Genomic DNA, 12,997 nt, shown 5'->3' with positions numbered 1-12,997 from the left:
GTGAGGAGTCGAGGCCGAGCTTCGGCGGAACGACCTACCGGCCCGTCGCCGTCGCGGCGACCGGTTCGACGCCCCGAGCACGTCGCTCGAGGTGAGCGCGGGGTATTGCCCGCAGAAGGAGTGGACGATCATGACCATCCATGGATACACGGTTGGAACACACGCCGTCGCGAAGTCCCCGGTTCTGCCAGCCGACTTCGAGGACATGAAGAAGAGCGCCCTCTTCGGGGAAGAAGACGTGAAGTACCTGCGCCTCTCGCACGACGTCGTGAAGGATCAGGTCGAGCAGATCCTCGATGTCTGGTACGGCTTCGTCGGCGCGAACCCGCACCTGCTCGCGTCCTTCACCGGCAAGGCCGACGGCAAGCCGCTCGGCGACTACCTCGGTGGGGTCCGCAAGCGCTCCGGCCAGTGGATCCTCGACACCGCGCGCGCGGAGTACGACCAGAAGTGGCTCGACTACCAGCACGAGATCGGCCTCCGCCACCACCGCATCAAGAAGAACAAGACGGACGGGGCGCCGTCGACCGACCTGGTGCCCTTTCGCAACCTCTTCGCGCTCATCTTCCCGGTGACGTTCACCCTGAAGCCGTTCCTCGCCAGGAAGGGCCACTCCGCCGAGGAGGTCGAGAGGATGCACGCGGCGTGGGTCAAATCCTGCCTGCTGCAGGTGACGCTGTGGAGCTACCCCTACGTGAAGGAGGGAGACTTCTGACGCGCTGGCCGCCCTGCGCCGCTGCGCGTGCTCTGCGCCGCGCCTCGAGGCGCCCGGAACCCCTCTGCGCGTCAGGCGCCCTTCGGATGGGGTCTGTGGACCAGCACCCCATCGCCCGCTCGCCGGTGTGGTAGACAGGGGCTGGATTTCCTCGCTCAGGGGTGACCTATGGCCCGTGTCTTCCCGTTCTTCTCGCCGGAAATGCAGCAGGACCCGTATCCGCGGTATGCGCAGGCCCGGTGTCCCTCGATGTCGCCTGGGACGCCAAGGAGCAGGGCACTACGGGAACTGCGCGCGGACCGAGTTGAAGTAACTGACGAGCGTGTCCGTGATACGCGGGCCCAGCCCGCCCGTGTTGGCGACCACACCGTTCGATATCGACGTGGAGATCACGTAGGGGCCGCCGGCAGCCGGAGCGTAGCTGAAGACGCCGGCGCCGCTCACGCCCTCCGAATTGTCGACTCTGTGGCTGAGCCGGGATTTCGCATTGAGAAACGGCCAGTCGGCGAGCGGCTCGGAGACGACTGGGCCCGGGTTCTGTCCCTCTCCGGCGCCTCCGAAGAGCACGCCGTCCGTGCAACCCGGCGGACTCTGCGCCATTCCACAGCCGGGAAACCCCCAAAGATGATGAGCCCAGGACTGGACGACCGCATCGTTCGAGTGCGCTGCGTAGCCGAGGTAGCCCGGGTGACCTCCGCCGAAGGGTGAGGGCCAAAGTATCAGAATGACCCAATCATGCGCATTGCATTCCCAGGTGGGATTGACCGGACAGTTCCGGGTCACCCACGCCGTCGGGTAGGCGTAGGTCTGAGCTCCGACCGCGCCGTATGGCGGAGCAGGGCTCGTCGTGTCTTGCCTCGGGACAATGCGAGGCCAATCGATACCTCCAGCCGAATCGACGGTCCCGTGCGCGTTGGTGATGGCGATCCTGGCCCCGATCATCGTCCCGGAGCCAGCGCCATGGTTGTTCGTCACACGCACCATCGTGGTCTGAGGCCAGGCGGTCGCCGGATAAAAGGCGCTGATCCTGAAATCGAGTCGATTGTCTGCCGGCCCGACGATCGACTGCGTCCCCAAGCTGGGCGGCCTCAGCTCTTCTTCGGCCGCGACCGGCCCCACATCGCCCGTGGGCCTCTCCGCGCGGCCGTCGTACCCGAGCTTTCTCGCATATTCGGCGGCGACCTTGAGGCCTTCGAGGGTCTGGATGACCTGATATTCTTCGCCTGTCTCCCCGTTGCCAACAATGACGGAGAACTCATCGTCCTTGACCGGCTGGAGGAGCCGTTTGTGGGCTTCGTGCGCCGCTACCTTTTCTGCATCTCCAGAATGGTCATACGGGTACTCGGGCGCCATGGCGGCCCTACCCTGCGGTGGCTCCAGTGGAACCGACGCCGGCGCCGTTGGGATCTTTCGTAAGAAGACCTGCCTTCTGCCGGTGTCGAGCGGTGAGTCATACGCCGCGCCCTGCGAGGACGGCCAGGGCTGTGACTCCTCCGGTCCCGGCGGCTGTGCTCCTTCGGAGCAAGCAGCCAACATCCCCGCCGTCAATACCGTGAACGAAACCCTCGAACGCACCGTTCGTGCGCGAGCCCCTGGCCTCTGCATCTTGCACGTCCTCCTAGCCAGTCCTCCCAAGCGGGAGCGGCAACTTGATGGCGACGCTACACCATCCCATCTCACGCACGTAAGGCTTTCGAGCGCTCACGCGCGACTGCCGAGCGCAATCGGCGACGCTGAGCCAGGAAAGACACCGCTCGAATGAAATCGCCACATAATGAGCACATTTTTCTTTCACGGAGCCCGTCAAAGAAGGGCTCCTTGGGGCTCCGGCGCCGAAGCGAATCACAGGCGGAGCTCTGCGAGCATCCGCAACACGTCGCGCGTTACGATCGGGTCGCGCCGGTCCGGGCCGGCCACGTGGCGCAGCAGGCTGAGCGGCTCAGGATGGGGATACGTCGAGATGAGGGCAAGCAGGCGCTGAGCCGCGCGCCCATGCCAGTGAATCAGTCCGAAACGGCGAGGTCGGGACGACCGTCGCCGTTCAGGTTTGCGGCCGCGGCCGACGGGGCGCGCTGCCACCCTCTCCTGCCGCGGTGGCGGAGAGTGTGAATGTGTTCTGTCAAGCCAGGACAGGTGGCGCAGTTGGGGATTGACATCTCCGAGGCGTTCGGATCTCCTCTTCGCGCATGATGCGCGAAAAATTCGGGCACGGCGGAGGAACGGGCGCCAGGCGCGAGCTGGGTCTCATTCTGGGGCTCGTCCTCGTCGCGGCCTGCGGACAGAAGGTGCGAACGTTCGAGTCGTCGTCGAGTTCCAGCGACGTGGGCGGCGGCGGCGCGGCAGGCGGTGACGGGGCAGGCGGTGACGGAGCGGGCGGTGACGGAGCGGGCGGTGACGGAGCAGGGGGCGACGGGACCGGGGGCGACGGGACCGGGGGCGACGGGACCGGGGGCGACGGGACCGGGGGCGAAGCCCCCCCGCCTCACTGGGATACGTTCGAGCGCATCGGTCATGACGATCTCGCCAATCAGATCTCGAATTTCCTTCCGCAGGTCGCGGTCTCGGCCAACGGCGACGCGCTGCTCGTGTTTTATGATCAGGACACCGTCTGGGCGCGCCGCTATATCAAGAAGAGCGACAGCTGGGACCCGCTGCTGCAGATCAACGACGCGGCCACGAGAGGCGTGAACGCCAGGGTTGCCATCGACGCCGATGGCAACGGGGTGGTCGTCTGGTATTCGGCCTCGGTGGGCGGCGCCGTGTTCGGCAAGCGGTTCACGGCATCGCTCGGATGGCCCGCCGGGTGGGGCACGGTCGAGACGATCGCCGAGGGCACCTCGGGGGTCTCGAGACATTCGACGACGGTCGCGATGACCCCCGCCGGCCATATCGCCGTGGGGATCGACGTGAACACCGCCGACACCTCGGCGCGTGAGGGATACCTGGCCATTTACGAGGGCGGGCAGGGCTGGCAGACACCGGTGAAGGTGTCGGGGAGCACGACCAGCTGCAACGGCACGGCTGTCGGCGTCTCGACCGTGGGCACGACGCTGCGCGCGGTGGCAGCATGGTACCAGTCGGACGGCGGGCGTCTCAACGTGCTGGGCAACGTGGTTACCTACGATCTGACGACGCACAAGGGCAGCGCGGCAGGCCCGAAGCCGCTGGAAGCGGATGACACGCTCGACCATTTGAGCCCACGCGTCGTGATGGACGGCAACGGGAACGCGATGGTCGTCTTCCTCCAGCGCGACTCGACCTCCTCGGTGTCGCACGTGATCGCCAATTCCTATTCAGGGGGCGTGTGGGCCGGAGCGACCGGCGTGGATACCGCGGGCCAACGAGCGACTGACTACGCCGTCGCGATGAACGCGGAGGGTGACGGGGGCGTGGTGTTCCGTCAGTGCGGCGCCGGCTGCGCGATCTGGGCGCGGCGCTTCTCGGGGACGACGTTCCAGCCAGCCAACAAGCTCTCGGCCGACGAAGATAGTGTGAGCGGTCCCGAGATCGCCGTGGATGGGGCCGGGCGAGGGCTCGCCGTGTGGACCCAGAAAGCCGCCGCCCTCCGGTCGATCTTTGCCAGCGAGCTCTCCCCCGCGCAGGGATGGACGGAGGCCCACGCGCTGGAGGACGACAACGCCGCCGAACACGGGGAGCCGACGGTGGGCTTCGGCCCGAACGGGACGGGGATCGCCGCGTGGGTGCGCGAGACGACGACGAACGAGGTCATGCGTCGCTCGATCTTCGCCGATGTTTACAAATACTGAGGACGGCGCTGGGCGCCCGCTCCACGAACATTTGAATCCAGGCGTCCACGGTCCTGGTGGGCCCTCAGCGGGGCTCTAAGAGCTTTTACGCGCTCATCCGCAGGCCGGCGCACGCAGAGGGGCTCAGGGCGGGGGCACGTTGATCAGGCGGGCCGCGCACCGGCCGCCCTGGCAGAGGCAGCCGCCGCCGCAATCCATCGTTCCGGGCCGGCACTCCTGCGTGCACATCAGGCCTCGATCACACGTCGGCGCGGTGGCCTTTGCGATGCACGCGGCCGCGTGGCACGCGCACACGGGCACACAGTCTGCGTCGCTCTTGCAGGGATCGCTGCCCACGACGATCCTCTCCCCTGTCGGGGCGGCCGCCGGCGGCGCGGCGGGCTCTTCCGCCGGAGGCGCGGCGGGCTCTTCCGCCGGAGGCGCGGCGGGCTCTTCCGCCGGAGGCGCGTTCGTGCCCGGAGGCGCGTTCGTGCCGGGAGGCGCGTTCGTGCCGGGAGGCGCGTTCATGCCGGGAGGATCGTGCGCGGACGCCCTGCACGCAGCGCTGCAGAGCCCCGCGGCCAGGATGACCCCCATCGACCCATCGAGGATGTGTCTCATGCGCGTGCTCTCTCACGGATCGCCACGACGTTCCACCCGGCCCGCGAGCTCATCGTCGCCCGGCGCCGCCCCGGGGCGGCGGCCGGCGGACCACGGCGGCCGCCCGGCGGGCTGCCGCCCCGCCCCCCTCGGCCGCCCCGGCGACCCGGGAGCCCGGCCGCCCCGGTGGGTCGAAAAAAAATCGTCGGCCCCATGTCGAGCCGGCGCACCGTGCTCCGACATCCAGGCAAAGCGCGGTCGCGGTGACCGCGCCGCCCTCACCTCACCGCCGGGCCCGACCCCGGCCAGGAGCCCCGATCATGACCACCACGCAGAAGATCAAGACGTGCCTCTGGTTCAGCAACAACGCTGAGGAGGCGGTGAAGTACTACCTGTCCATCTTCAAGGGCTCGCGGATCCTCTCCGAGCTCCGCTCGGGAGACGCCGGCCCGGGGCCCAAGGGCTCGCTCGTGATGGCCGAGTTCGAGCTGAACGGCCAGCGGCTCATGGCCCTGAACGGCGCCCACCAGAGTTTCAACGAGACGTTCTCGCTCGTCGTCACCTGCGAGACGCAGGAGGAGGTCGACGAGCTCTGGAGCAAGCTCACGGCCGACGGCGGCGCCGAGAGCCAGTGCGGGTGGCTCAAGGACAGGTTCGGCGTGTCCTGGCAGATCGTCCCGTCCGTCTTGATCCGGCTCATCCAGCACCCGGACCCGGCCAAGGCGGGGCGGGTCATGCAGGCGATGATGCAGATGAAGAAGATCGACATCGCGCGCATCGAGGAGGCCGCCCGATAGGCGCCCTCGTCCGGCCCACCAGAGGTCCGGCCATGGCTCGCCGGACCGGGCCCCTCACGCGAGCGCGCGGATCGCGCGCAGCACCGCGTCGACGTCCGCCTCGGAGTTGAGCAGGCTCGGCGCGACGCGGACATACGAGGTTGCGTACGGCGACGTCGAGGCGATGATCTTCCTCTCGCGGAGCCTCCCCACGACGGCCTCCGGCGTCATCCCCGCCACCTCGAAGCACACGATCCCCGCAGAGAGCGCGTCGTCGAGCGGCGTGTGCAGGGTGACATGGCCCATCCCCTTGAGCCCTTCCTTGCACTGCCGGTTCAAGGCGTGGATCCGGGCCGCGACCCTGGCCTTGCCGATGCCCCGGTGGAACGCGAACGCCGCGGGCAGCGCCCACCGGTGCTCGAAGGAGTGGAACCCTCCGGGAGACATCATGTCCGCGGTCGTGGGCGGCGGCGGCTGCTGCCGGAGCCAGGCTTCGTATGCAGCCCTTCCGAAGGGCGGGATGCTCGGGCGCAGCATCGGCCAGAGCTCCCGCCTGCCCCAGAGCACGCCGGTGCCCCGCGGCCCGAACATCCATTTGTGACAACCCGCGGCGAAGAAATCGCAGCCGAGATCGGCCATCGTGGCGTCCTCGACCCCGAAGCCGTGCACGCCGTCCACACAGCAGACGACGCGCTTCCCCGGCGCCCGGCCCTGGTTCGCCCTGGCGACGACCTCGGCGATGGCGCGCACAGGCGTCTTCACGCCCGAGCTCGAGTGGACCCACGTGATCGCCACGACCCGCGTGGCCGGGGTGAGCGCCGCCTCGATCGCCCCCGCCATCGCCGTCGCCGTCGCGGCGCTGCCCCTCCCGTAGAGCGCGATCTTCCGCACCACCGCGCCCGCCCGCTCCGCGGCGAGCCGGAGCGACTCGTGCGTGGAATAGTGATCGTGCTCCGTCGTGAGCACCTCGTCGCCGGCCTCGAGCGGCAGGCCGAGGTACAGCGACGCGAGCCCCATCGTGGTGCTGTCCGTGAGCGCGATCTCCTCGGCCCCGGCGCCCATGTACGCCGCCGCCGCCTCCCGCACCGGCGCCGGATCCTCGCGCGCGTGGAGCGCGTCCACCGGGTTCTCGTCGAGCTCCCTCCGCAGCCGCTCGATCGCCTCGCGGACGGGCCGCGGGTGCGAGGCGAGCAGGAAGGCCGTCATGTGGATCCACGCCGGCGACAGATCGAACTCGTCCCGAACGCTCTGCCACGGATCGGCCGGCGCCTTCCGGCGAGCGCTCGCGGTCGTCATCGCCCCCGAGCCCGCACAGCCCGCGGCGCCCATCACCAGCAGGCCAGCGAGCAGGCTCCGCCTGGGTAGCTTGGTCGTCATCTGATCCCCCTCCGTGCCGGCGCGGCGGCTGCCCGCCGGCGCCGCAGCATCGCTCGCCCGGGAGCGCCGCGCTCCCGCGAACAGAGGGGTCGGACCGCGCCGCCCCGGGCGAGCGGCGCCGCCGGGGCCGGCGAGATCAGGGCGCCGGGTTCGGGTACCGGGCGTGGATCTGCTCGATCTCGGCGAGCACCTCCGCGCCGAGCGCCACGCCCGCGCTCTTCACGTTCTCCTCGAGCTGCTCGAGCGTGGTCGCCCCGAGGAGGGTGCTCGCCACGAACCAGCGGCTGCGCACGAAGGCGAGCGCGAGCGACGCCGGGCTCAGGCCGTGGGCGCGCGCGAGCTTGACGTAGGCCTGCACCGCCTCGTCCACGTTGGGCTTCCTGTAGCGCTGGCCGAAGGTCTCGAACCGGGCGAAGCGCGAGCCCGGCGGCGGCCCGCCCAGGTGCTTGCCCGTGAGCAGGCCGAACGCGAGCGGGCTATAGGCGAGCAGCGGCACGTCCTCGCGGCGCGAGGCCTCCGCGAGCGCGGAGTCGAACGTGCGGTTGACGAGGCTGTAGGCGTTCTGGATCGACACCGGCCTGGGGAGCCCGAGCTGCGCCGCGACGCGGCTCCACTGCGCCACCCCCCAGGCGGTCTCGTTGCTGAGCCCGAAATACCGGACCTTGCCGTCGCGGATCACCTACCTCGCCCCCCGTTGCGCTGCCGCCCGTGCCGCCCGCCTCGCCGCCTCCCGCTTTGCCTCCGCCGCCCCCGGCGTCACCGCTTCCGCACAGCGCTCCGGGCGCGGTCACGCCGTGTCGTCGTCGAGGATCTCTGACGTGGATCACTCGGCCTTGCGGGCCGGTGGCTCCTCGAGGAGCGACGTCAATCGATCGATCTGGATGGGCTTGACGAGGTGCGTCTCGAAGCCTGCCCCCTCGGAGCGCCGGAAATCCGCCTCCTGCCCGTAACCGGTGAGCGCGATCAGGCGAACCCGCTCACCCGCCGGCTGCTCGCGGAGGCGCCGCGCGAGCTCGTAGCCGTCCATCACCGGCAGCCCGATGTCGAGCAGCGCGACGTCGGGCGCGAACTCCTCCGCGATCCGGAGCGCGGACGGGCCGTCGGAGGCGATGCGCGTCGTGTACCCCATCGCGCCCAGCGACTCGGCCAGGAGCTCGACCGCATCGAGGTTGTCGTCCACGAGCAGGATGCGGCGCCGGTCGACGAGAGATGGAGTTCCGTGGGTCCCGGCCATCCAGCGCGCCGGCGCGGCCTCGGGCGAGCTCACGGTCGCCGCGGCCAGCAGCCGGATGGTGAACTCGCTCCCGCGCCCGCGGCCCTCGCTGTGCGCGCTCACGCGGCCGCCGTGCATCGCGACGAGGTTGTGGACGATGGCGAGGCCCAGGCCAAGGCCGCCCTGGGCTCGGTCGAGCGCCTGCCGCTCCTGCACGAAGCGCTCGAAGACGCTCGGCAGCATCTCGGGGGCGATGCCGATACCATTGTCGCGCACGGAGAGGACGACCTCGCCCTCCACGCGCCCGGCCCGGACGGCGATCTCACCGCCGCTCTCGGTGTACTTCGCGGCGTTCGTGAGCAGGTTCGAGACCACCTGGGCGAGCCGCATGACGTCGCCCTCCACGGCGAGGCCGGCAGAAGGGACAGCGATAGTGAGGTGGTGCCGGCGCTGCTCGAGCAGCGGGCTCGCCAGCTCGACCGCCTTGGCCACGACCTCCGCGATCTCGATCCGCTGCTTCTTCAGCTCGACCTTGCCCCGCGTGATCCGGGAGACGTCGAGCAGGTCGTCGACGAGCGCCGTCAGGTGCTTGATCTGGCGCTCGATGACGAGCCGCTCGCGCTCGGCATGCCCCCCGGCGCGCAGGCGCATCAGGTGGAGCGCCGTGACGATCGGGGCGAGCGGGTTCCGCAGCTCGTGGCCGAGCATCGCCAGGAACTCGTCCTTCGCGCGGTTCGCCCGCTCCGCGTCGCGCCGCGCGTCCTCCGCGCGGCGCAGCAGCTCCTCGCGCTCCCGCGCCGCCGCCTCGAGCTTCTTTCGCGCCCGCACGTACTCGGTGACGTCGAGCGCGACGACCAGGATCCGGGCGACGGCAGCGCCCGGGTCACGCATGGGGAGCAGGTTGAAGCTCCAGTACGACTCTTCCAGCACGCCGCGCCCGCGATCGAGGTCGAACCGGTAGTCGTGGGTGACGAACGGCTCGCCCGTCGCATAGGCCCGGTAGAAGACCTCGAGGAACGACGAGCCGACGACCTCAGGGAAGGCCTCCTGCAACGAGCGTCCAATCACGTCGCGATGGCCCACCATGGCAACGAAGTGCGGGTTCGCGATCTCGATGACGTACTCGGGGCCACGGTAGACGGCGATCCCGACGGGCGCCAGCTCGAACAGCGCGAACATCTTCCCGCGCTCCCGCTCCGCGGCGCGCCGGTGCTCGGCGAGCTGGAGGTGGGTCGCGACGCGCGCGATGAGCTCGCGCGCCGAGAACGGCTTCACGAGGTAATCGTCGGCGCCGGCCGCCAGCCCCTCGACGCGGGACTCCTCGCCCGCGCGCGCCGAGAGCATGATCACCGGCACGCCCCGCGTCGCCGGATCGGCGCGCAGCGCCCGGAGCAGGCCGAAGCCGTCGAGGCCCGGCATCATCACGTCGGCGACGAGCAGATCCGGCGGCGACCGCCGGGCGATCTCGAGCGCGGCGGCGCCGTCGCTCACGGCCTCGACGGTCCACCGCGCATCGAGGATGCGCCGCACGTACATGCGCATATCGGCGTTGTCGTCGGCGAGGAGAACGCGCGCGCTCGGGCCGAGCGGGGCCGCGACGTGGTCGGGCTCGACGCGATCGCCCGACGCGGGCGACTCCGCGACGAGCTGCCACCGCAGCGCCTCCTCGACGTAGGGCGCGGCGCCGGTCGCCGTCGACGAGAGCGTCTTCTCGACGCGGATGCGCTCCGCCGGCAGGTGCGCGGACCCGCGCGGGATCGCGACCGTGAACGCCGTCCCCTCGCCCACGCGGCTCTCCGCCCGGATGCTACCGCCGTGCAGGCGCACCAGCTCGTGCACCAGCGCGAGCCCGATCCCGGAGCCCTCGTGCGTGCGCGCGCGCGCCCCCTGGACGCGGTGGAAGCGCTCGAAGAGGTGCTGCAGCTCGTGCTCGGGTACGCCGGTGCCCGTGTCGCGCACCACGAACTCGACGTGGTCCCCGCACACACGAAGCGACATGACGATCTCGCCCTCGAACGTGAACTTCAGGGCGTTGGACAGCAGGTTCAGCACGATCTTCTCCCACATGTCCCGGTCGACGAAGATCGGCTCCGGGAGCTCCGGGCAGTCCACCTTGAACGCGAGCCCGGCTCGCTCGCTCGCGGCGCGGAACGCGCTCGCGAGATCGGCGGTGAGGCAGGCGAGGTCCGTGGGCTCGTAGGACGCCTGAGCGCGGCCCATCTCGAGGCGGGAGAAGTCGAGCAGCGCATTGACCAGCTTGAGCAGACGCAGCGCGTTGCGGTAGACGAGCAGAAGGTGCTCGCCGCAGAGCGCGCGCTCCGGCGACGCGAGCGCGTCCTCCAGGGGGCCGAGCATCAGCGTCAGCGGCGTCCGGAACTCGTGGCTCACGTTGCTGAAGAACAGCGTCTTCGCGCTGTCGATCGCGGCGAGCTCCTCGGCGCGCCTGCGCTCCTCCTCGTAAGCGCGCGCGTTCCCGATGGCCGTCACCACATGATCGGTGATCAGCCGGAACAGCCCGCGATACGACTCGTCGAGCAGGCGGCGCGGGCTGACGCCGCCGACGAGGAAGCCATACGGGCGATGTTGGCCCGGCCGCGAGAGGGGCAGGACGAGCGCCTGCTCCGGCGCGCTGCCCCAGCGGCCGAGTGGCAAGGCGCCGAAGCGGGCCGCGAGATCGCAAACGAGGGGCTCGCCGGAGGCGCGCGCCGCCTCCGCGAGCGGCCAGGTCGAGGCCTCGCCGCCTCGGTCGTGGAGGGAGATGCGCGCCGGCTTCGCCGCCCCCTCGTAGCCGTCGAGCCCGCTCGCGCCGGCGAGACGCGCGTCGCCCGTGTCGCCGTCCAGGAGGTAGAGCAGCGAGAACGGCAGATCGGCGTCGTTCGCCGCGAAGATCTCCACGGCCGTGCAGCATGCCTCCTCGGCAGACTTCGCCTGGGCGGAGCGCGTCGCGAGATCGCGCAGCATGTGGAGCTGGCGCGCGTCGAGCACTTGCTCCGTGGTCTCCTGCACCGTGACGAGGACGCCGGCGACCCGCTGGTCGTTGCCGGGTATCGGGCTGTAGGAGAACGTGAAGTATGCCTCCTCGACGAAGCCTCGCCGTTTCATGGGGAGCATGAGGTGCTCGCTCCACGTCGCGGGCCCGCCGTCGAGCACGCTCTGCGCCATCGGGCCGATGACGTCCCAGATCTCGGCCCACACCTCGGCCGCCGGGGCGCCCATCGACGCAGGGTGTTTCATGCCCAGGATAGGCCGATAGCCATCGTTGTAGATGTGCAGCATCTCCGGCCCGAGCAGCGCGAGCATGGGGAACCGATTGCCCAGCACGAGGCCGACGACGGTCTTCAGGCTGATCGGCCATGTCGCGACGGGGCCGAGCTTCGTCTTCGCCCAGTCGATCGAGCGCATCAGGGCGCCCATCTCGCCGCCCCCGGCGAAGCAGTCCTTGTCGCTCGCGTCGAGGGCGCGGCCATCGGGCGAGGGCTCGACGACATCTGGAGACTTCTTCCCTATGCCGGCTGGCCGCATGCAGCGCCATGGTGGATGAAATCCACGGCTTTTGCCACAGGGACACGCGCGCGCGGCTCAGGCGCCGCCGGCCTCGAACCGCCCCGGTGGCCAGGATACGGGCGAGCGCGGCGACCTCCAGAGACGACGCGGTACGGCAGAGCGTGATCGCCTGGGAGGGGCGGGGCGAACGGCGAAGACTGCGCCCGGAGACCTGGAGCTCGCCTCCCGCGGCGGGGGTCCCCGGTCGCTGCCGCCTCGCTGAGGAGAGTCCTCTCGCCGAGGAGCGGCGTCTCCGGAGGCGGCCTTGCGAGGGATCAGGGCATTCCCAAGCAGTAGCGAGGTCCTTCGAAGCTTCGTATGGATTCACCATCCTCGCTGACGTTGAGCGTGAAGTAGCTATAGGCGGACCCCTCCTCGCATTGCGCTCCGTACTCTTGCGGACCAGCCGTCATTCCGCCCATGGGATCGAGCCATTGTTCGACGCTGGGAGTCGACGATTTCCATACCTCAGGCGTCGAACAACCAAACTGGACCTGGTACACATGCTCCGCGTCGTACGTATACCTGAACGCCACGACATTCCTGGGGTAGTCGCAGAATTTGGAGACGTGCGTGCCCGTCATGCTGCCAGTCACGGGGCCGGCATCGTACCCGTCCCCGGTGTGACCGTCGCTCTGAAAGTCGGCGCAATGAAGGACGAACCCGTTGAGCCACGCGTCACCCCAGACGCGGGCGCCCACGGCAACCCCCTCGCCGGGCACGCACTCTTGGACCATGACCTCGCCCCCCGTTGCGCCGCCGCCCGTGCCGCCCCCGGCGCCGCCCGTGCCACCCCCCGCTTCGCCTCCGCCGCCTCCGGCGCCGCCCGCGTCGCCGCCTCCGGCGCCGCCCGCGTCGCCGCCTCCCGCGTCGGCGCCGCCGCCGCCGGCGTCACCGCTTCCGCCAGCTCCTCCAGCGGCCTCACCGTTGAACTCGAGTGTTCCTACCCCCGAGACCAGCGTGCATCCCGCGGTCGCGGCGAATCCTGCGACCAGAACACCCATCCTCGCAATTCGCATGCGTTGCA

8 protein-coding genes and 1 pseudogene are annotated in these 12,997 nt (G+C 70.1%); 3 read left to right on the top strand and 6 right to left on the bottom strand.

Annotated elements, in window-relative coordinates; translation table 11 throughout:
• The first annotated feature begins 130 nt into the window (after nucleotides 1–130).
• Nucleotides 131–715, top strand: a complete 585-nt coding sequence (locus WME82_RS04055; RefSeq protein ID WP_438041742.1) for a protoglobin domain-containing protein — start codon at nucleotides 131–133, stop codon at nucleotides 713–715.
• Nucleotides 716–994: 279 nt separating this feature from the next.
• Here the strand turns inward: WME82_RS04055 and WME82_RS04050 are convergent, their stop codons facing one another.
• On the bottom strand, nucleotides 995–2,068 hold the full coding sequence (locus tag WME82_RS04050) for a trypsin-like serine peptidase (protein ID WP_438041741.1): 1,074 nt from the start codon (nucleotides 2,066–2,068) through the stop codon (nucleotides 995–997).
• Between the two features lie 833 nt (nucleotides 2,069–2,901).
• On the opposite strand from WME82_RS04050, the gene WME82_RS04045 reads away from it, so the two are divergent.
• A complete protein-coding gene (locus WME82_RS04045; protein WP_438041740.1) occupies nucleotides 2,902–4,482 on the top strand; it encodes a hypothetical protein in 1,581 nt (526 codons plus the stop codon).
• 123 nt (nucleotides 4,483–4,605) lie between these two features.
• Here WME82_RS04045 and WME82_RS04040 read toward each other — a convergent pair whose 3' ends face one another.
• Nucleotides 4,606–5,082: a hypothetical protein gene (locus tag WME82_RS04040; protein WP_438041739.1), complete on the bottom strand. Its 477-nt coding sequence runs from the start codon at nucleotides 5,080–5,082 to the stop codon at nucleotides 4,606–4,608.
• A gap of 299 nt (nucleotides 5,083–5,381) precedes the next feature.
• Here WME82_RS04040 and WME82_RS04035 point away from each other — a divergent pair, with 299 nt between their 5' ends.
• A complete protein-coding gene (locus WME82_RS04035; RefSeq protein ID WP_438041738.1) occupies nucleotides 5,382–5,858 on the top strand; it encodes a VOC family protein in 477 nt (158 codons plus the stop codon).
• Between the two features lie 54 nt (nucleotides 5,859–5,912).
• Here the strand turns inward: WME82_RS04035 and WME82_RS04030 are convergent, their stop codons facing one another.
• The 4 genes and pseudogenes from WME82_RS04030 to WME82_RS04015 all read right to left on the bottom strand — a co-directional run bounded on the left by WME82_RS04030 (nucleotide 5,913) and on the right by WME82_RS04015 (nucleotide 12,989).
• The gene (locus tag WME82_RS04030; RefSeq protein WP_438041737.1) at nucleotides 5,913–7,214 is read right to left on the bottom strand and encodes an aminotransferase class V-fold PLP-dependent enzyme; all 1,302 of its coding nucleotides are present in this window, start codon (nucleotides 7,212–7,214) and stop codon (nucleotides 5,913–5,915) included.
• Between the two features lie 136 nt (nucleotides 7,215–7,350).
• A pseudogene (locus WME82_RS04025) lies at nucleotides 7,351–7,893 on the bottom strand (aldo/keto reductase); the annotation flags it as partial.
• A 144-nt stretch (nucleotides 7,894–8,037) separates the two neighbouring features.
• Nucleotides 8,038–11,949 carry an ATP-binding protein gene (locus WME82_RS04020; RefSeq protein WP_438041736.1) on the bottom strand — a complete coding sequence of 1,304 codons (3,912 nt, stop codon included), beginning with the start codon at nucleotides 11,947–11,949 and terminating at the stop codon, nucleotides 8,038–8,040.
• A gap of 296 nt (nucleotides 11,950–12,245) precedes the next feature.
• On the bottom strand, nucleotides 12,246–12,989 hold the full coding sequence (locus WME82_RS04015; RefSeq protein ID WP_438041735.1) for a hypothetical protein: 744 nt from the start codon (nucleotides 12,987–12,989) through the stop codon (nucleotides 12,246–12,248).
• Nucleotides 12,990–12,997 lie beyond the last annotated feature (8 nt).

This window comes from Sorangium sp. So ce128 (assembly GCF_051525245.1).
GTDB lineage: Bacteria > Myxococcota_A > Polyangia > Polyangiales > Polyangiaceae > Sorangium > Sorangium cellulosum_B.
The sequence above is the reverse complement of the archived record's forward strand: the minus strand, read 5'-3'. Positions and strand labels throughout refer to the sequence as shown.

Coding starts and splice junctions, on each gene's coding strand:
- WME82_RS04030 (WP_438041737.1), bottom strand. CDS start 7,214: ATGACGACCAAGCTACCCAGGCGGAGCCTGCTCGCTGGCCTGCTGGTG.
- WME82_RS04040 (WP_438041739.1), bottom strand. CDS start 5,082: ATGAGACACATCCTCGATGGGTCGATGGGGGTCATCCTGGCCGCGGGG.
- WME82_RS04035 (WP_438041738.1), top strand. CDS start 5,382: ATGACCACCACGCAGAAGATCAAGACGTGCCTCTGGTTCAGCAACAAC.
- WME82_RS04045 (WP_438041740.1), top strand. CDS start 2,902: ATGATGCGCGAAAAATTCGGGCACGGCGGAGGAACGGGCGCCAGGCGC.
- WME82_RS04050 (WP_438041741.1), bottom strand. CDS start 2,068: ATGGCGCCCGAGTACCCGTATGACCATTCTGGAGATGCAGAAAAGGTA.
- WME82_RS04015 (WP_438041735.1), bottom strand. CDS start 12,989: ATGCGAATTGCGAGGATGGGTGTTCTGGTCGCAGGATTCGCCGCGACC.
- WME82_RS04020 (WP_438041736.1), bottom strand. CDS start 11,949: ATGCGGCCAGCCGGCATAGGGAAGAAGTCTCCAGATGTCGTCGAGCCC.
- WME82_RS04055 (WP_438041742.1), top strand. CDS start 131: ATGACCATCCATGGATACACGGTTGGAACACACGCCGTCGCGAAGTCC.